Source organism: Microbacterium meiriae, assembly GCF_025143875.1.
Classification (GTDB): Bacteria; Actinomycetota; Actinomycetes; order Actinomycetales; family Microbacteriaceae; genus Microbacterium; species Microbacterium meiriae.
Window position 1 is genome coordinate 102,047 of sequence record NZ_JAMBDU010000005.1, and the last position, 16,490, is coordinate 118,536.

The 16,490-nt window shown below is 68.9% G+C and carries 34 protein-coding genes; all 34 read left to right on the forward strand.

The genetic code is table 11. The annotated features are described in order from the left end of the window. Positions 1-7 precede the first annotated feature (7 nt). The 34 genes from M4D53_RS04835 to M4D53_RS05000 are packed head-to-tail and all read left to right on the forward strand — an operon-like array spanning position 8 to position 16,302. Positions 8-259: a helix-turn-helix domain-containing protein gene (locus tag M4D53_RS04835; protein ID WP_259952303.1), complete on the forward strand. Its 252-nt coding sequence runs from the start codon at positions 8-10 to the stop codon at positions 257-259. Further along, complete coding sequence (locus tag M4D53_RS04840) at positions 256-522, forward strand: hypothetical protein (protein ID WP_259952305.1); 267 nt, start codon at positions 256-258, stop codon at positions 520-522. The genes M4D53_RS04835 and M4D53_RS04840 overlap by 4 nt, the downstream gene beginning before the upstream one ends. Then, a complete protein-coding gene (locus M4D53_RS04845; RefSeq protein ID WP_259952307.1) occupies positions 519-995 on the forward strand; it encodes a hypothetical protein in 477 nt (158 codons plus the stop codon). Before M4D53_RS04840 ends, M4D53_RS04845 begins: the two co-directional genes overlap by 4 nt. Next, positions 992-1,183 carry a hypothetical protein gene (locus M4D53_RS04850; protein WP_259952309.1) on the forward strand — a complete coding sequence of 64 codons (192 nt, stop codon included), beginning with the start codon at positions 992-994 and terminating at the stop codon, positions 1,181-1,183. The genes M4D53_RS04845 and M4D53_RS04850 overlap by 4 nt, the downstream gene beginning before the upstream one ends. Next, positions 1,180-1,761 (forward strand): hypothetical protein, encoded by a 582-nt coding sequence (locus tag M4D53_RS04855; protein ID WP_259952311.1) that lies wholly within the window; start codon positions 1,180-1,182, stop codon positions 1,759-1,761. The genes M4D53_RS04850 and M4D53_RS04855 overlap by 4 nt, the downstream gene beginning before the upstream one ends. Continuing rightward, the gene (locus M4D53_RS04860) at positions 1,758-2,288 is read left to right on the forward strand and encodes an HNH endonuclease signature motif containing protein (protein WP_259952313.1); all 531 of its coding nucleotides are present in this window, start codon (positions 1,758-1,760) and stop codon (positions 2,286-2,288) included. The genes M4D53_RS04855 and M4D53_RS04860 overlap by 4 nt, the downstream gene beginning before the upstream one ends. Positions 2,289-2,313: 25 nt before the next feature. Beyond that, the gene (locus tag M4D53_RS04865) at positions 2,314-2,628 is read left to right on the forward strand and encodes a hypothetical protein (protein ID WP_259952315.1); all 315 of its coding nucleotides are present in this window, start codon (positions 2,314-2,316) and stop codon (positions 2,626-2,628) included. Continuing rightward, positions 2,625-2,927, forward strand: a complete 303-nt coding sequence (locus M4D53_RS04870) for a hypothetical protein (RefSeq protein WP_259952316.1) — start codon at positions 2,625-2,627, stop codon at positions 2,925-2,927. The genes M4D53_RS04865 and M4D53_RS04870 overlap by 4 nt, the downstream gene beginning before the upstream one ends. Next, positions 2,927-3,154 (forward strand): hypothetical protein, encoded by a 228-nt coding sequence (locus tag M4D53_RS04875; protein ID WP_259952317.1) that lies wholly within the window; start codon positions 2,927-2,929, stop codon positions 3,152-3,154. The genes M4D53_RS04870 and M4D53_RS04875 overlap by 1 nt, the downstream gene beginning before the upstream one ends. Beyond that, the gene (locus tag M4D53_RS04880; RefSeq protein WP_259952318.1) at positions 3,154-4,041 is read left to right on the forward strand and encodes a PD-(D/E)XK nuclease-like domain-containing protein; all 888 of its coding nucleotides are present in this window, start codon (positions 3,154-3,156) and stop codon (positions 4,039-4,041) included. Before M4D53_RS04875 ends, M4D53_RS04880 begins: the two co-directional genes overlap by 1 nt. Further along, positions 4,038-4,991, forward strand: a complete 954-nt coding sequence (gene bet, locus M4D53_RS04885) for a phage recombination protein Bet (RefSeq protein ID WP_259952319.1) — start codon at positions 4,038-4,040, stop codon at positions 4,989-4,991. Before M4D53_RS04880 ends, bet begins: the two co-directional genes overlap by 4 nt. Continuing rightward, a complete protein-coding gene (locus tag M4D53_RS04890) occupies positions 4,988-5,275 on the forward strand; it encodes a hypothetical protein (RefSeq protein WP_259952320.1) in 288 nt (95 codons plus the stop codon). Before bet ends, M4D53_RS04890 begins: the two co-directional genes overlap by 4 nt. 11 nt (positions 5,276-5,286) lie before the next feature. Next, entirely contained in the window at positions 5,287-5,580 is a 294-nt protein-coding gene (locus M4D53_RS04895; RefSeq protein ID WP_259952321.1) for a hypothetical protein, read from the forward strand. After that, positions 5,577-5,888 (forward strand): DUF4406 domain-containing protein, encoded by a 312-nt coding sequence (locus M4D53_RS04900; protein ID WP_259952322.1) that lies wholly within the window; start codon positions 5,577-5,579, stop codon positions 5,886-5,888. Before M4D53_RS04895 ends, M4D53_RS04900 begins: the two co-directional genes overlap by 4 nt. After that, the gene (locus tag M4D53_RS04905; RefSeq protein WP_259952323.1) at positions 5,885-6,364 is read left to right on the forward strand and encodes a hypothetical protein; all 480 of its coding nucleotides are present in this window, start codon (positions 5,885-5,887) and stop codon (positions 6,362-6,364) included. The genes M4D53_RS04900 and M4D53_RS04905 overlap by 4 nt, the downstream gene beginning before the upstream one ends. Continuing rightward, positions 6,361-6,618 carry a hypothetical protein gene (locus M4D53_RS04910; RefSeq protein ID WP_259952324.1) on the forward strand — a complete coding sequence of 86 codons (258 nt, stop codon included), beginning with the start codon at positions 6,361-6,363 and terminating at the stop codon, positions 6,616-6,618. The genes M4D53_RS04905 and M4D53_RS04910 overlap by 4 nt, the downstream gene beginning before the upstream one ends. Then, on the forward strand, positions 6,618-7,022 hold the full coding sequence (locus tag M4D53_RS04915; RefSeq protein ID WP_259952326.1) for a hypothetical protein: 405 nt from the start codon (positions 6,618-6,620) through the stop codon (positions 7,020-7,022). The genes M4D53_RS04910 and M4D53_RS04915 overlap by 1 nt, the downstream gene beginning before the upstream one ends. Then, complete coding sequence (locus M4D53_RS04920) at positions 7,019-7,798, forward strand: winged helix-turn-helix domain-containing protein (protein ID WP_259952328.1); 780 nt, start codon at positions 7,019-7,021, stop codon at positions 7,796-7,798. The genes M4D53_RS04915 and M4D53_RS04920 overlap by 4 nt, the downstream gene beginning before the upstream one ends. Beyond that, positions 7,795-8,115, forward strand: coding sequence for a hypothetical protein (locus M4D53_RS04925; RefSeq protein ID WP_259952331.1), 321 nt, complete (start codon positions 7,795-7,797; stop codon positions 8,113-8,115). Before M4D53_RS04920 ends, M4D53_RS04925 begins: the two co-directional genes overlap by 4 nt. Beyond that, positions 8,112-8,333, forward strand: a complete 222-nt coding sequence (locus tag M4D53_RS04930; RefSeq protein WP_259952334.1) for a hypothetical protein — start codon at positions 8,112-8,114, stop codon at positions 8,331-8,333. Before M4D53_RS04925 ends, M4D53_RS04930 begins: the two co-directional genes overlap by 4 nt. Then, positions 8,330-8,536 carry a hypothetical protein gene (locus M4D53_RS04935; RefSeq protein WP_259952337.1) on the forward strand — a complete coding sequence of 69 codons (207 nt, stop codon included), beginning with the start codon at positions 8,330-8,332 and terminating at the stop codon, positions 8,534-8,536. The genes M4D53_RS04930 and M4D53_RS04935 overlap by 4 nt, the downstream gene beginning before the upstream one ends. Next, positions 8,533-9,774 (forward strand): AAA family ATPase, encoded by a 1,242-nt coding sequence (locus tag M4D53_RS04940; protein ID WP_259952340.1) that lies wholly within the window; start codon positions 8,533-8,535, stop codon positions 9,772-9,774. The genes M4D53_RS04935 and M4D53_RS04940 overlap by 4 nt, the downstream gene beginning before the upstream one ends. A 14-nt stretch (positions 9,775-9,788) precedes the next feature. Beyond that, the gene (locus M4D53_RS04945; protein ID WP_259952342.1) at positions 9,789-10,019 is read left to right on the forward strand and encodes a hypothetical protein; all 231 of its coding nucleotides are present in this window, start codon (positions 9,789-9,791) and stop codon (positions 10,017-10,019) included. After that, on the forward strand, positions 10,016-10,468 hold the full coding sequence (locus M4D53_RS04950) for a hypothetical protein (RefSeq protein ID WP_259952344.1): 453 nt from the start codon (positions 10,016-10,018) through the stop codon (positions 10,466-10,468). The genes M4D53_RS04945 and M4D53_RS04950 overlap by 4 nt, the downstream gene beginning before the upstream one ends. Continuing rightward, positions 10,465-10,908: a hypothetical protein gene (locus tag M4D53_RS04955; protein WP_259952345.1), complete on the forward strand. Its 444-nt coding sequence runs from the start codon at positions 10,465-10,467 to the stop codon at positions 10,906-10,908. Before M4D53_RS04950 ends, M4D53_RS04955 begins: the two co-directional genes overlap by 4 nt. Continuing rightward, positions 10,905-11,717, forward strand: a complete 813-nt coding sequence (locus M4D53_RS04960; protein WP_259952346.1) for a hypothetical protein — start codon at positions 10,905-10,907, stop codon at positions 11,715-11,717. Before M4D53_RS04955 ends, M4D53_RS04960 begins: the two co-directional genes overlap by 4 nt. Further along, positions 11,714-12,265: an ASCH domain-containing protein gene (locus M4D53_RS04965; protein ID WP_259952347.1), complete on the forward strand. Its 552-nt coding sequence runs from the start codon at positions 11,714-11,716 to the stop codon at positions 12,263-12,265. Before M4D53_RS04960 ends, M4D53_RS04965 begins: the two co-directional genes overlap by 4 nt. After that, positions 12,262-12,429: a hypothetical protein gene (locus M4D53_RS04970; protein WP_259952348.1), complete on the forward strand. Its 168-nt coding sequence runs from the start codon at positions 12,262-12,264 to the stop codon at positions 12,427-12,429. Before M4D53_RS04965 ends, M4D53_RS04970 begins: the two co-directional genes overlap by 4 nt. Further along, positions 12,426-13,784: a DNA cytosine methyltransferase gene (locus M4D53_RS04975; protein ID WP_259952349.1), complete on the forward strand. Its 1,359-nt coding sequence runs from the start codon at positions 12,426-12,428 to the stop codon at positions 13,782-13,784. The genes M4D53_RS04970 and M4D53_RS04975 overlap by 4 nt, the downstream gene beginning before the upstream one ends. Further along, positions 13,781-14,743, forward strand: coding sequence for a helix-turn-helix domain-containing protein (locus M4D53_RS04980; RefSeq protein ID WP_259952351.1), 963 nt, complete (start codon positions 13,781-13,783; stop codon positions 14,741-14,743). The genes M4D53_RS04975 and M4D53_RS04980 overlap by 4 nt, the downstream gene beginning before the upstream one ends. Continuing rightward, positions 14,743-15,447: a hypothetical protein gene (locus M4D53_RS04985; RefSeq protein ID WP_259952352.1), complete on the forward strand. Its 705-nt coding sequence runs from the start codon at positions 14,743-14,745 to the stop codon at positions 15,445-15,447. The genes M4D53_RS04980 and M4D53_RS04985 overlap by 1 nt, the downstream gene beginning before the upstream one ends. Further along, a complete protein-coding gene (locus M4D53_RS04990) occupies positions 15,444-15,731 on the forward strand; it encodes a hypothetical protein (RefSeq protein ID WP_259952353.1) in 288 nt (95 codons plus the stop codon). Before M4D53_RS04985 ends, M4D53_RS04990 begins: the two co-directional genes overlap by 4 nt. Then, entirely contained in the window at positions 15,724-15,957 is a 234-nt protein-coding gene (locus M4D53_RS04995) for a hypothetical protein (protein WP_259952354.1), read from the forward strand. The genes M4D53_RS04990 and M4D53_RS04995 overlap by 8 nt, the downstream gene beginning before the upstream one ends. 12 nt (positions 15,958-15,969) lie before the next feature. Continuing rightward, complete coding sequence (locus M4D53_RS05000) at positions 15,970-16,302, forward strand: hypothetical protein (RefSeq protein ID WP_259952355.1); 333 nt, start codon at positions 15,970-15,972, stop codon at positions 16,300-16,302. Positions 16,303-16,490: the final 188 nt, after the last annotated feature.

A 16,490-nucleotide genomic window follows, 5' to 3' on the forward strand; every position in this document is an offset into this window, starting at 1 on the left:
TACCGACATGACGAACTCACGAATCGGCATCCCGGACAAGGTGCGCGGTGTCGCCGCCGAAAAGGGATACACCCAGGACCGCCTCGCCCAGACGATTCGCATCTCGCGAACGCAGCTCGTCGAACGCCTCGGCGGAAGGATCCCGTTCAAGGCGGACGAGATCCTGACGCTCGCGTTCGAGATGCGCGTGCCGGTCGAGCGGTTCTTCCCGACTGAGGCCGAGATGCGTGAGGCCGCTGACGCCGAGGCGGTGGCGTGATGGTCACCATCCGCTATGCCGCCGGCATGGTCGCGGTCCTGTGCTGGGCGGTCACGTTCGTCACCCTCACCGTCGACGCGGTCACGATCCTCGGCACCCTGGCGGTCGCCGCGTGGTTCTGGACGTTCGGTGTCTTCACCCGGCGCTTCTGGTTCGGGGACGCCGCGACGAACACCCGACTCGCCGAGGTCGACGAGTCCCTCGACTTCGAGGCGTCCGTGCTGGGCGACCTCTCCCACCTCAACGACGAGAACGGACGATGACCATGCAGGAGCAGAGCCGGTACGAGACCCGCGATGGGCGGGTCGTGACGGTCCAGGAGAACGGCGCGATCGTCTTCGACCACGTCAACGGGTACATCACGTCCGAGGTGGTGCCGGACGCTGAGGAGTTCTTCGAGGCGCGGAAGGACGACGAGCTCGGCCGGTGGCGCTGGCCGGAGGACCGCAAGTTCGTGGTGTACGGCCGCGACGACGGCGGGGCGCGTGTGGTCGACGAGACGACCGGCGACAACTGGTTCTACCGGCGCGAGGACGCCGTGCACGTCGGAGACCCGTACTTTGCGGCGAGCGCGTTCTGGGAGGCGCACCCGGTCGAGCCGAAGCCGACCGTCGACGAGGTCGTCACGATGCTGCGGCGCGTGGCGGGCGATGCGTCCAGCCCGGTTCTGAACGGCTCGGTACTGGCGGCTCAGGCGGTCGAAGTGATCGAGGACCTTCGACGGGGTCGGCGATGAGCGCCCCGCAGATGGACCCGGCGCCCGTGCGCGCCGAGCGGATCCCGAACGCGAACACCCCCGTCCGTCTGTCTGAGGTGCGGCAGCAGCGGGCGTCGTTCGTCGCGAACGTGACGGCCGGTGCCGTGCTCATCACTGTCTGCCTCGGCGGCATCGGGTTCTACTTCGCGATGGGGCTGGCGTCATGACCGTCGTGCTCGGTGTCGACCCGTCGCTGACGACGTCGGGGTGCGCGCTGGTGAAGTTCGGTGGCGCGGCGGACGCGTGGGGTCCGTCGTGGGAGACGTGGCGGGGCCTCGGAGTGAAGCCCGACGTCGAGACGACGGCGACGTCGTTCCGTCGGATGCGGCTGATGCTCACGGAGATCCTCGCGTTCGTCCCGCCTCGTCTGGACCTGTCGGTCGTCGAGGGCCCGTCGATGGCGTCGCGGCATGCGGGGCTCGCCGACGAGCGTGCGGGCCTGCGGTGGCTGCTGATCTCGCAGCTCATCGCGCGGGGTCCGGTGGTGCTCGTGTCGCCGAACACGCGGCAGGCGCTCACCGGAGTTGGGGTCATCCCGCGCGGCACGAAGGACTCGAAGCGGAAGCGGATGGTCACCGAGGCGGTGCGGGCGATGCTCCCGGACGTGCGGGTGCCGGACCACAACGTCGCAGACGCGGTCGCTATGGCCGCCGCCGGCGGGTACGCGCTCGGCCTCGACCTGCCCTACGGGGCGAAGCAGATTTCGGCGCACGCCAACGTGGCATGGCCGGTGATCGAGCGATGAGCGTCGTGACCACCGTGCGGACCTGCGCGATCGACGGGTGCGAGAAGCCTTACCGCGCGAAGGGCTACTGCCAGATGCACTACACGCGGGCGAAAGTGCACGGGGACCCGCACCACCGCTACCCGAAGAAGCCGTGCTCCATCGACGGATGCGGGCGGAACTCACGCGCACGCGGCATGTGCTCGCTGCACTGGGACCGGTGGCGCCGCCACGGTGACCCTCTGTTCGCGGCACGTCGTCGCGCGACGGCAGACATGACGCCCGCGGAACGCTTCTGGACCCAGGTCGAGGTCGGCCTGTGCTGGCAGTGGGCCGGAGCGACGTCTGAGGGATACGGGGTGTTCAGCTTCGACGGTCACCCCGTGCGTGCGCACCGCTGGGCGTGGGAGCTGCTCGTCGGCCCGATCCCGGTCGGGCTGCAGCTCGACCACCTGTGCAGGAACCGCTCCTGCGTGAACCCGGACCATCTGGAGCCGGTCACACAGGCCGAGAACGTCAGACGCGGTATCGCCGCGCTCTGGTGGTGAAAGACCAACGAGATAGGGGATGGAAATGACCAGTCAGATCAAACCGGTGTCGTTCAAGAACGGCGTCCCGAAGGCGGAACGCAACGGCATGTTCGGTGCGGAGGACCGTCTGATCGAGCTCGCGAAGGCGGGCGGCACGGTCACGGCGATCGTGACGTACTCGGTGCCGAAGGTGATGCACGACGAGATCGCGGACGAGCGGTACCCGGTGGTGCAGATCGATCACATCGAGCCGCTGTTCGAGGAGAAGGCGGAGGCGTCGGCGGCCAAGCTGCGCGACGCGGCGTACAAGGCGCGGACCGCTGAGGGTGCGCTCGACATCCCGGAGGTGGAGGCGTGAGCACGCGTGCCCGGAAGGACCGGAAGCGGGCGGGTATCCCGTTCGCGAAGGCGCAGAAGGTCGGCACGCCCGTCGAGGAGCGGTCGTTCGTGACGGGGCCGGTGTTCCGCCGGCACGGTGACGAGGGCCTGCACCTGGGGACGGCGCGGTCGCCGCGTCGGATCGAGCGGTTCATCGCGAGCGGTGGCATCCCGCGGCTGAACCCGAAGTTGTCGGAGGTGACGGACGAGGCCCGTCTGGGGCTGCTGCGTCGCTGGATCGAGCGGGTGCGCGGTCCGCGCGGTGAGGAGCAGAGCTGATGCGCGCTCGTCACTTCGCAGCACCGCAGCCCGTCGTCCGTGAGCGGCTGGCTCGGGAGGATCGGCTGCGGCCGTCCGCCCGTGACCTGTTCCCGGTGTTGCGTGATCGCCTGCACATGTCGCGGCCGTTGCTCGGCCTGATCGACGAGGGCAAGCCCACGGAACGCGAGATCCTCGGCCCGCCGACGTTCCGGAACGTCATCGACGAGAACGGGCGGCACATCTGATGGGCGGCCCGGAGACGGTACTCGAGCGCCCGGAGGTCGTCTCCGGGCGGTTCGAGCCGAGCATGGATGAGGAGGAGTACCACGCGCACCCGGCGCTGTCGGCGTCGGGCATGAAGGTCCTCCTCCGGTCGCCGAAGCACTTCCGGCTCGCGCGGACTGCGAACCGGGCACCAGAGGTCAAGTTCGATGTCGGGCATGCGGCGCACAAGCTGATCCTCGGTGTCGGGATGCCGATCGTCGAGATCCCGGCGGGGCTGCTGTCCGGCGCGAACGCTGCGGTGCAGAGCGCGAAGGCGAAGGCGTGGGTCGAGGAGGCCCGCACCGAGGGCAAGGTGCCGCTGAAGCCGAAGGACTTCCAGGCGGTGCGTCGGATGGCGGACGCCGTGCTGATGAACGTGAAGGCGCGGCGTGTGCTCGAGGCGGCGCCGTGGCGTGAGGTGTCGCTGTTCGGTGAGGACGAGGCGACCGGGGTGCAGGTGCGGAGTCGGCTCGACGCGCTCGGCGAGGGTGTCCTCGCGGATGTGAAGACGACGCCGGACGTGAGTGCCCGGAAGATCACGAACGCGGTGATCGACATGGGTTACGACCTGTCGGCGGAGATGTACCGGCAGATGGTGGCCCGGGTCCTCGGGTACGACCCGGGGCCGATGAATCTGATCTTCGTCGAGAAGGAGCTGCCGCACGAGGTGCGTGTGGTGCGGCTCGCTGATCCTGCGTGGCGGGTCGGTGGGGAGGCGAAGATCCGGGCGGCGCTGGACCTGTTCGCGTGGTGCACGCAGCAGGGCGAGTGGCCCGGTGATGACGAGGACGGCGGAGCGATCCGCGACCTGCCCGTGCCGGCTTGGTACGAGCGGCAGATGAACGCGCTTGAGGAGGACGTGCTGTGAGCACTGCACTGATGCCGACGTCCACGGACCGGAACGAGTGGACAGACGAGGAAGCGGCGGCCGTCGAGGCGGCGGGCCTGGTCTTCGTTCACCAGTACGGCGAGCGGAAGGGCGAGAAGGTCCTCGCGCCGCGTCCCGTGATCGCGAAGTTCATGCACATCTCGGAGAAGACCGGGCTCGACCCGATGGCTCGGCAGATTTACTGCATCGGCCGGTTCGGGCAGGACGGTCTCGAGTGGTCGGTGCAGACGGGCATCGACGGGTTCCGGGTGATCGCTGAGCGGTCGAAGCAGTATGCCGGGCAGGACGAGCCGGAGTGGCTGACGAAGGATCACGGGTGGGTGCCCGCGTTCGTCAAGGAGCTGCACGGGGATCACCCGCTCGCGGCCCGCGTGAAGGTGTACCGGCACGACTGGGACCGGCCGATGGTCGGGATCGCGACGTGGGACGAGTACGCGCAGACGACTCGCAAGGGCGACTTGACCGCGATGTGGAAGCAGCGCGGCCCCGGGCAGCTCGCGAAGTGTGCCGAGGCGCTGGCGTTGCGGAAGGCGTTCCCGCAGGACCTCTCCGGGCTCTACACCGACGACGAGATGCAGTCGCAGACCGTCGACGTCGGTGAGAGCGAGGCCGAGGGCGAGCAGGTGCGGCGTCCCCGTCGGGGGATGACGACGCTCGCGGATCGGGCGCGTGCTGCGGCGGAGGCCGAGGCGCGCACGGATGACGCTGTGGCGGCCGAGTTCGAGGCGCAGGTGCCGGAGGGCGCCGACGGCGTGGAGAGCGCGGGAGACGGGCGCATGGAACCGGGCGTGGTTGATGCCGACGTGGTCGGTGAGTGGCCGTGCTCGAACTGTGGGCGTCCGCAGGCGGACGACGAGGGCGGCATCTGCGGCCTGTGTGAGGAACAGATCGAGGCGGACATGTCCGCCGGTGAGGAGCAGGGATCATGACCGAACGGATCGACCACGCGTCCGAAGCGCGAGCCGAACTCGATATCGCGCAGCGCTGGCCGTCGGAGACGTTCGCGGTCCAGACCGGCGAGCACAAGGCGGACGTGCTGGCCGCGGCTCAGGTGCACGCGACGCTCGCGCTCGTCGAGCAGCAGCGCATCGCGAACATCCTCAGGCTCGTCGGCGACGAGGACTGGGAGACGGTGGACGCCGACCTCCGCGAGTTCGGGGTGGACCCGGCCGCGGTGCGGGCCGACATCGTCGCGGCGCTGGGGTGGTCGTGATGGGCCGGCCGATGGTGCGGAACGAGCACGGCGCGATCCTCGGGATCGACTGGCGGCAGGTGCCCGGCATGGGTCTCGAGTCGGTGCCCGGTCGGATCGACGTGCGGAACGTGATGCCCGGCGACACCGTCCACCTCGACGGGCAGGACGTCGTCGTGCACAAGGTCGAGGGTCCGCGGTCGGCGTCGGCGATGCACCTGATCGCCCGGACAGCGGGCGGCGCGCAGATCGTGCACGAGGCCGTGATCGGTGAGCAGGTCGACGTCGTCGCGGTGGGGGCGTTCGATCCGGAGGTGACCCGGTGAGCACGATCTACGTCGCCGGCCCGATGACTGGCATCGAGGAGTTCAACTACCCGGCGTTCCGTGAGGCGGCATCGGCCCTCCGCGCGATCGGCCACACCGTCGAGGACCCGTCGACGAACACGAACCCGACGCCCGACGACTATCACGGGTGGCTCCGCGCCGGGCTGGCGCAGCTCATCCGGTGCGACGCCGTGGCGCTGCTCCCCGGGTGGGAGGCGTCGGGTGGTGCACGCCTCGAGGTGAACGTCGCCGCGACTCTCGGGCTGCGCGTCGCGCCGCTCGCGGACTGGATCGAGGGACGGGCATGAGTGAGCCGCAGGCCATCCTCCGGCGGGGCGACGTCCTCGTCTGGGAAGACGGCACGATCATCGACGTCGACTCGCTCGACGCGTACACCGAGGAAGCGCGGCTGATCGCGCACCCCCTCGACTCGGCGTCGATCCGCACGCCCGACTGGGTGATCGACGCGCTGAACGACGCGTCGCGGTGGGCGGCCCGGATGGTCGCGATCATCGCCACCGCCGAGGAGATCAAGCGACAGAAGTCCGCCGAGCTCGCCGACGCGCGGGCTCAGGCGGTCATCGACACGGCCAGCTTCCCGACTCGGGAGCAGGCGTCGCGGGTGCGGCTGCGGACGGTCAAGGAGCGGGAGGCGTACGACCGGGCGGTCGTCGCGTTCGAGAAGGCCCGCCGGGTGGGGAACCTCCTGTCGGACTACACGAGCCGGCTGCAGTCCATCGGGAAGCAGATCGAGATCACCTACCGGAACGGGGGGATGTCATGAGCACGAACATCGACGAGGACCGGGTGGTCCTCGAGGCCCTCGACTTCTCGCCGTCGTGCGAGGAGTGCGGGGACGAGGCGGCCGAGTGGTGGGTGGCGCTGTCGTGCTGCGGGGTGAGCACGACGAAATGCCTCGGCTGCTACGCCCGCTGGGAGACGCAGGTCGCCATGCAGATCGGGCGGCCGGTGAAGAGCATCAGGTGCACGGCGGAGGGCTATCTGTCTTTCGACTGGTACCGGACGGGGCGGATCTGATGGGCGCCGGGGACTTCACCGCGGCGACGGTGCGCCACGCGTTCTTCAAACGAGAGCGGGAGCGGTGCTTCCGCTGCCGGCGCCCGCTCCGGTTCGAGGACCGCGGGCGCGGCTGGTCGGCGCATCACCGGATGCCGCGCGGTGCGGGCGGGGTGGGTCGGAAGGACGGCGAGCTGGCTCGCATGATCTCCGACGTCACGAACTGCCTGATCCTCTGCGGGTCGGGGACGACCGGGTGTCACGGGTGGGTCGAGTCCCGCCGTGCGATCGCCGAGGACTACGGGTACATCGTCCGCCGGGGCATCAATCCGCCGGCGGGGATTCGGATCAAGAGGGACGACGGGACGTGGTGGCTGCTCACGCGCAGCGGGCTCGCCGTCGAGGTAGAGGAGGAGACGCGATGAGCGTTCAGGGAGTGCCGGTCGCGGAGGCGACGGCGAAGGACTTCATGATGGTCCGCGCGGCACTGGTCAAGCGGTTGGGCGGTGCGAACGAGGCGCTGGTCTGGACGCGGATCGACTGGCGCACGGGGTCGAAGGATGCGCACCAGGTTGGTGACGGTCGCCACTGGTGGGCGGCGACGTATCCGGAGCTCGCGGAGGAGACCGGGCTGTCCGCGGAGCAGGTTCGGCGGGCGGTCGAGCGTCTGATCGAGGGTGGTTTCATCCTCGCTGAGCAGCACCACGGGTTCTCTCGGACGAGGAGTTATACGACCGTCGTGATCTCCCATCTGGCGAATCTGCCAGATGGGCAGGATGCCAGTTCCATCTGGCGTGACGACCAGATGCATCTGGCGGATTCGCCAAATGCTCCTCTCTATACAGACGTAACTCAAGAAGAGACATCTTTGTCGTCGGATGAATCCGCCGACGGGATTCTCATCCCTGAGGGTTGGCGTCCGAATCAGTCGCACATCGACAAAGCGGCATCGCTGCACCTCGATGTGAAGCGGGAGTATCAGCGGTTCCGTCACCACGCCGAGACGAAGCATCGGCGGCTCAAGAACTGGAACGCCGGGTTCACGAACTGGTTGCGGAAGCAGGCCGAGTTCGCGCAGCAGAACAGCGGGCGCACGATGACGTCGACGCAGGGCCCGAACGATCGTCTGCGCGCGGGCATGGAGATGGGTGCGCGTCTACAGGAGCAGTTCGATCTGCGGCAGAAGGAGTTGTCGGCATGAACATCCAGGAGACGACGGAGCTGCTCACGCGGATCCAGGTCATCGACAACCGGCGTGTGGAGGAGGCGACGGTGCTCGCGTGGTTCGAGCTCGTCGACGATCTCGACCTCGCGACGGCGCTCGAGGCGGTGCGGCTTCACTTCCGGGAGTCGACCGCCTACCTCACGCCGGCGCATGTCCGCGTCGCCGTCGAGCGGATCCGTCTCGCGGGCCTCGGTCCGCAGCAGGACGAGTACGGCAACGACATCGAGCCCGACTATCCCGCGGTCGCCGCGTACGAGCGGCTGCACCCTGAGCAGAAAGCGATCAACTCATGAGCCTCTACTCCATCGAGGCCCAGCGTCCCGGCCAGTGCGCGTCGTGTGACCACGGCATCCGGGCGGGTCAGCAGATCCGTCCCCGCAACCCCGACGAGGGCGGCTACGGCGGAGGGTGGGAGCACGTCACCTGCCCGGCCGCGCCGACCGTGTGCCCGACGTGCTTCACCGAGGTCGCCCGCAACGGCGCCTGCATGTGCGGGGCGGTGGGCGCATGAGCGAGCAGCAGAACTACCACGGCAGCAATGTCTTCGGGCTCGGCCTCATCGTCATCTTCGTCTACATCGTCGGCGGTGGCATCGGATCCATCGGCACTGAGCCGCACCCGTCGCTCTGGTGGTCGGCGGCCGGCCTGTTCTTCCTGGACGTCTTCGTGGCGTCCGTCGTCACGGCCTACTACGCAGGGAGGCGGCGGCGATGAGCGACTTCGTCGACGAGGTCCCGCCGGAGGACCCTTACGCTCCCGACACGGCCCCCGCCGTCGACGGCCTGGCACTGTTCGAGCAGGGCGTGATCGGTGGGATGCTCGCGCACCCCCGCATCATCCCCGCCCTCGAGCGTGAGGTGTCGGCCGGCGACTTCCACGACGGCCGCCTCGGCGTGATCTTCACCCGGGTCGTCGAGTGGCACCTCGCCGGTGCGCACATCGACTACCTGTCCGTGTGGGACCAGCTCACGAACTGGGACGTGCACGGGATCTCACTGCCTGAACTCAGCGAGTGGGGCAACGTCACCGGCGAGGCGGCACGGTTCTACGCGACGAAGGTCCGCGAGGCATCCGTGGAGCGCGAGCTCCGGATGATCGGTGCCCGGCTCATGGAGGGCGGCGTCGAGCCCGGTGTCGCGATGGCTCGGGCGGCGCAGGACCTCCGCACGCTGCGGGACATGGCCGTCGGTGGCATGTCGGTCCGGTGGCTCCGGGAGGTCCTCGACGTCCCCGAGGAGGACGACGCGTACGACTGGGCGATCCCGGGGCTTCTCGAGCGGCAGGACCGGCTCATGCTCTCGGCGGGTGAGGGCGTCGGCAAGTCGACGTTCCTCCGGCAGATGGCGACGATGACGGCCGCGGGCCTGCACCCGTTCGAGGGCAGCGATATCCCGCCGCTGAACGCCCTCGTCATCGACGTCGAGAACAGCGAGCGGCAGTGGCGGCGGGCGGTGCGCGGGCTCGCGGATCGGGCGGCGCAGCTCGGGCAGCGCGATCCGCGGAATCACCTCGCGTTGCACTGTGTCCCGCCGATGGACATCACGAACGCGAACGATCTCGGCAAGGTGCACCGCTGGATCGACGAGTCGAAGCCGGACCTCGTGCTGATGGGGCCGCTGTACCGGATGACGGGCGGGTCGCTGAACAAGGAGGAGGAGGCCAAGCCCGTGCTGAACGCGCTCGACTCCATCCGTGAACGCGACGTCGCGATGCTCATCGAGGTCCACGCGGGTCTCGACAAGGACGGCACGGGGGAGCGGGGGCTGCGTCCGCGTGGCTCGTCGACGCTCCTCGGCTGGCCGGAGTTCGGTCTCGGCATCCGCCGGGACAAGCAGATCGAGGGGCGGACGCCGACGTTCAGCCTCGTCCGGTGGCGCGGGGACCGTGACCGCCGGGACTTCCCTCGAAAGCTCGTCTGGGGTCAGAGCTGGCCCTGGGAGAAGTCGTACTGAGAAAGGACATGGGGATGGCTACCAACAAGGGACGGCGGATCGTCGACGCGCTCGACGATCCGCGTGCAGAGCTGCGGCTCTCGAACCAGATCGAGGTGCTCCGTGCGGGCGCTTCGTTCCTCGACCACGACAAGGGCGCACGGGCCACGACCGACACCGCGAAGGCTCGCCTCGCGCGGCAGAACCAGCTTCGGGCGACCATCCGCGCCGCCCTCGCAACCGACACGGAGGACAACGCATCATGATCGAGTCGATCTTCTTCAACCCGTGGATCTGGATCATCCCGATCCTCATGGTCATCCTGGTGGCGCTGACCGTCGTCGGGGGTTTCGCGCTCTGGCGAGACGACCTGTCGCTGTGGATGCTCCCGACGATCATGTCGCCGATCGCGCTCCTCATCCTCGGCGGCATCTACTTCGGGGCGATGCTCCCGCCGTACGACGCTTCCTACTACCAGACGTACCGCATCACGGGCGAACTGACGCAGGTGGAGTCCGCGTTCAGCGGCGACGAGGGGACGATGAGTCAGGTCTTCATCGCCCGCGTCGACGGCGTCGACCTGTTCATCCGGTCCGGCGATCAGCGGTTCCGATCGCTGGACGCCGGCGACGACGTGAACCTCGTCTGCGAGAAGCGGTTCGAGTATTTCCAGGAGCCGTGGTTCGACTGCTCGTTCGGTGGTGAGCAGCGATGACGATCGAGGAGGAGTACGTCCGGCTCGTCGCGGACGCCGACTGGACGGACGAGTGCGAGGTCCTCGCCCGGATGCGGAAGCGGAAGATGCACCTCACGCCCGCTCAGGCGCGCGCATTCGCCGCCGAACTGGTGGAGGCCGCCGGACACGCTGAGAGGGCCGCAGACGAGGCCGTGCGACCAGTCATGGCACCTGCGTTCGATCTCCTCGGCGCGCTCGACGTATCGATCAACCGGGCGAAGGACCGTGCGCACGCGCAGGTCGAGACGATCGCGGTCGAACTCGGCGCGACCGTCTCCCACTCCGCGCCGGTGTCGCCGGACTGCGCTGCCGGGAAGCACCCGGCGGGGTGGCGGGACACGGCGTGGGACGACGACGCCGACGTCGAGGTGCCGTGCACCTGCTCGTGCCACGACACCACCGAGGAGAGCGCAGCATGAGCACCGCGGCCCCCATGAAGGCGTCCGAGCTGCTCGAGCGCCTGCAGCGCCACTACATCAAGCCCGGCGAGCTGATGCCCGGCGGCGCGTTCCTCCCCGAAGTCGTCCTCGGCTCCCGTCGCGCCGACGCCCTCTACGTCGGGTTCTTCCAGTCCCGCGGGAAGATGCTCGTCGGCCACGAGCTGAAGGTGTCCCGCGCTGACTGGCTCCACGAGCTCGACCAGCCGGCGAAGGCCGAGGCATGGGAGCCGAACTGCCACTCCTGGTATGTCGTCGCCCCGAGCACCGACATCGTCCGCCCCGAGGAACTCCCTCACGGGTGGGGGCTGATGATCCCAGGCCGTTCACGGACCCGGATGACGGTCGTCGTGAAGGCGACCGTCCACCCGGACCGCAACCCGTCCTGGGAGGCGACGCACGCGCTCGTGCAGAAGATGGACAGCCTGCGGATCCGGGCCATCGAGAAGGACCGCGAGGCCACGCACACGAAGCTGTGCGCCGACATCGAGGAGAAGGTCGAGCGGCGAGTCGCCCTCGCTACCGGCGACCACCAACTGCAGTCCGAGGTCGAACACCTGCGGAAGACGATCGACGAGCTCCGCGACATCCTCGGCCTGAAGGTCGTCGACCACGCGTGGAAGGACCACCACGTCACCGTCGCCGAGATCCGCACCTCGTTCGCGACATGGCTCGCCGCCGACAAGGACGTGCAGCGCGCACTCGGCCGCCGGTTCTTCGACCTGAGCCACGCGCAACGAACGATCGCCGATGCGGTCACCGCGCTCGAGACAGTGCGAGGTGCAGCATGAGCGCCGCGCGGATCCTCACCGTCCGGCAGCCGTGGGCGTGGGCGATCATCCACGGCGGGAAGGGCGTCGAGAACCGGGTGCGGAACATCGCGGGCGGCTACCGCGGCCCCGTCCTCATCCACGTCGCGAAGGCGTACGCCGACGACTGGCAGTCGGAAGTGCTCGCCGACCTGATGAACCGTCACCCCGGCGTGCACGATGAGCCTCAGCCGTGGCGCGATGACGTGGGGGCGATCATCGGCGTCGCCGACCTCGTCGACGTACATCGCCCGCTCTGGGACAACACCTGCGACGGCGACGCAGTCTGCTCCCCGTGGGGTGAGGTTGACGGCTGGCCGTATCACCTCGTGTTCGAGAACCCGAGGGCGCTCGTCGAGCCGATCCCGTACCGCGGGGCGCTCGGCCTCCGCAAGACGGAGTTCTTCATCTCGGGCGACTGGCTGGGGGAGTACGTCGAACCTGACCCCAAGCATGGCATGTGCACCCCGTACGGGTGCCCGCCGTCGTGCTACTCGGCGCCGGTCGGCCGTCTGGTGGCGACATCATGACCACCCCGATCCCCGTCGCCGACCGCCTCCACGCCCGCACCGACAACCCCCGGCGCGCGTACTGCGGCACCACCGACGCCCCGAAGTTCGCCCACGACCTCCGCACCGTGACCTGCCCGAACTGCGCAGCCGCGATCCGAGCCGACAAGGAGACCACACGATGACCGCTCTGAAGTCGGGCGAGCTGTTCGCCGGGGTCGGCGGACTCGGCATGGCCGTCGACGAGGTGTTCGGTTCGGAGCCCGCGTGGTTCGCCGAGTTCGATGTGGCTCCGTCGAAGGTGCTCGCACACCACTACCCGGACGTACCCAACTACGGCGACGTGCGCGCCGTCGACTTCCGCACCGTCCCGCACACTCAGATCCGCGCGGGCGGGTTCCCCTGCCAGGACGTCAGCCTCGCCGGCCGACGCCGCGGCATGAGCAACGGCACACGCTCCGGCCTCTGGTCGGAGTTCGCCCGATCCATCGAAGAAGACCGACCCGACTGGGTCGTGATCGAGAACGTGAGAGGACTGCTCAGTGCAGACGCAAGCGGAGGCAACCTGGAACCCTGCCCGTGGTGTGTGGGAGACGAGCCGAGTGAACATGCTCTGCGGGCACTCGGAGCTGTTCTCGGAGACCTGGCCGACCTCGGGTTCGATGCGGAGTGGGTCGGTCTTCGAGCGTCTGACGTCGGAGCACCTCACGGGCGCTTCCGCATCTTCATCCTCGCCTGGCCCCGAGAGCGCACTACTCCGGACGCCGGCCGCCGCCGAAGCAGCGGGCGGGCCTCGGGATCGGAACAGGCCGGGCGCGACGATGCGACTGTCGGATCAGATCCGCGAGGAGATGGAGGACGGGCGCATCACGGCCTGAACCTTCTTCCCACGCCGGTCGCTCAGCCGTCGGGTAACAGCCCCGAGGATCACCTGCGGAAGAAGCCGGGGCGGGAGACGGTGACGGATCTCGCGATCATCGCAGAGAACGGCCTCATCGGATCAGGTGGGCGACTGCTCCCCACACCGGGCGCGTATGACGGTGAACGTGGCGGGTCGCAGCACCCGGACAAGCGACGTGCGGGGAACCACTCGGTGACCATCCAAGACGTCGCAGAACACCTCACACTGATGCCGACACCTCGGGCATCCCGCGGGGGATCAGCAACGGAAACGATGTACGCCCTCGGAGCCGAGCGGGTTGACGACGAACGCCCGCAGGGGCAAGTCGTGGCTGACGTGACCGACTGGGGGCCGTACGCCGCGGCAATCGCACGATGGGCGACCACTACAGGTCGCGCCGCCCCCGTACCCGTCCGATACGACGGGAAGGGCGGGAAGGCCCGCCTGAACCCCGAACTCACCGAGTGGATGATGGGCTGGCCCGCCGGGTGGGTCACCGCTTCCGTCATCGGCCTCACCCGCGCCGAGCAGCTCAAGGCGTGCGGCAATGGCGTCGTCCCGCAGCAGGCCGCCCTCGCACTCCGCATCCTCCTCGCCCGCCCGGGCGTCCCTTCGATCCGAGAGGCGGTGGCAGCATGAGCCACACACTCGAAGTCCTATCCACCGCCGAGCACGGCACCGTCGACGGGTACCGTGCCGGATGCCACGGGTCCGCGGTGTCCTGCGGCGCGACCGTGTCCTGCGCCGACGTCTACATCCGGTATCAGGGCGACTGGGGATTCCGGAAGCGCGTCGACGCCGGCGAGAACCCCGTCGACATCTTCGCCGAGGAGGCCGCCGAGCTCGACGCGGTCCGGGAGCGCGACAAGGCCGCGAACCGGAAGGCGAAGGCCGCCGCCGCCCGTGCCGAGAAGGAACGCGACGAGAAGAAGGCGCGCGCCGCGGCCCCGAACCTCACGGAGCGGATCGGCGACGACGTCCGCCGGCTCATCAGCGAGGGGAAGACGGTCAGGGAGATCGCGGCCGAGCTGAAGGTCGCGATCGCGTCGGTCACCCGCACTCGGGAAGCGCTCGGCATCAAGGGCCCGCCGCCCCGGATCATCGTCGACGTCGCCGAGGTTGCCCGCCTCCACGCCGAGGGCTACTCGGACACGGTGATCGCTCGCCGGATGGGTGTCGCGAACAGCACGATCCGCCGGACGAAGCTGAAGCTCCCGCGCCTGTCACCGAAGGTCGCCCGAGCGCACGAGGAGTCGCCCCGCGCGGCCCGGCAGCGTCGCATCGTCGAGCTGCACGGGCAGGGCATGACGGACCAGCAGATCGCGGACGAGCTCGGCATCACCCGGTCGGCGGTGTACCAGGCACGGGGGCGGCTCGACCTTCCCCTGAACAGGTCACGCACCCGCGGCCCGTCCAAGCCCCGCACGACCCCGAGGGTGGAGCGTGTTGAACTCGCCCCGGCCGCCGACGTCACGCACGGCACCCCTGACGGCTACACGGCCGGATGCCGCGGTCGCGGATGCCCGACGTCCCCGACGTGCACCGACGCGATGCTCGCCGCTCACCGGGCCGCACGGCGCGAGGCAGGGGGACAGTGATGGACCCGATCACGATCATCGACACCGAGAAGCTGCACCGGCAGTGGGTGGAGACGTTCACCTGGCACCTCGACCTCGTCCCCGTGCTGATGAACGTCCTCATCGACGCGACCCTCCCCACAGTGCCCGTCGGCGGCGGCTCCCGATTCGACAAAGACCAGATCACCGGCGGCGGGTACCGCGACAACATGACCATCCTCGACCAGTTCCTCATCGGGCAGGAGGGCCGCCTCGAACCGACCGGCGCCGCGGCCGACGCGATCGCCCTGTGGGAATGGCTCACCGGGTACACGGCCGCCGTCGCCGTCTGGCTCAACCACGACGTGCCCGTCCCGTACGCGATCCCCACCGGCGACATCCCGCCCCTGAACGTCCGCCGCCCGAACGCGGACCACCTCACAGCACACGGCCTCGCACTCGTGACCGTCGGGTGGCTGATCGACCGAGCCGACCGGATCGCACCGATCACCGAACTCGAAACGCACCGGGAGGAGATGTTCACCCTGATCCGCCGGCTGCGGGGCCGGTATGGGGTGTTCAACCACCCGCGGCGTGCCCGCCCGTCGCTGTGCGAGGTGTGCGGGGAGCGGGCCGTCGTCGTCGATTGGCTCGAGGGCGCGAACGGATCTCCGAAGCCCGTCCGGGGCGGGAAGTGCCGCAACTGCGGCCAGACGTACAGGCACGACGAAGGGACAGCATCATGACCGACCAGAAGCTCATCGACGACGTGGTCACGGCATTCGCCGACCGCGACATCACCGCCCCGAGCCGCGACGACATCGCACGCGTGCTCGAGGTGTTCGAGACCTCGCTCCGACGATGCGGGTGCGACGACTGCACCACGGCCCGACGGGAACGCATCGGCCTCACCGAACTCGACTGCGGCATCGACATCGAGACGACGCAGCCCCTCACCGACGAGGAACGTGCACACATCGAACGGTCGATCCTCTCTGGATCGTGGCGGAGGAGGGGTCGAGATGGGTGAGATGCTGACGTACCGGCAGGCCGCACGCCGCGTCGGACGTTCAATGCGAGCCGTCCGCTACTGGCGGGCACGCGGCATGCCGATGTCGTGGGAGATCCGCGAGGGTCAGAAGGTCCGCGTCGTCGAGAAGTCCGTGCTCCTCGCCTGGTGGCGGGAACGGATGAAGAACGACCCCGTCTACCAGATCAACCTCCGCAAGCGGCTCGCCGAACACGAGCACGACTGATAGGACAGAACCATGACCGAGTCACAGCAGGCACCGAAGTCCTGGGAGTTCCCGCACGAGACGATGCCCAACGACGTGTGCGGGCGGTCATCACGCGACGGCCGCGCTCTGATCTGCCATCTGCTCGAAGGTCACCGCACCCAGCACTGGGACGACAACGCGAAGACCTATTGGGGAACGATCGACGGCGACCCGCGCACCGAGGAAGACCTGAACGCCGCACCGAGATGCGAATGGTGCAGTGCACCCGCCCGGGGAATCGCATCAGAGCGCTCACTGCCCTTCGCGGTCCGTCCGTCGTGTGGCCGTCACGGCATTCGATTCGTCGCGCAGCAGGTCGAGTAGGACTAGGCCATGCGCAGCCGCTATCACCGACGGCGGTTGCATACCCTACATTCATGATCGGAAAGTCGTCGGAGGGGCTGATACAGCCCCACACAACCGAAGACAACCAATAACGAAGCCCCGCCGTTCCCCAGACGCCGGGGCTTTCGTGATCTCGGGCGCAGTGCACGCGACCCGGCCGAACCCAT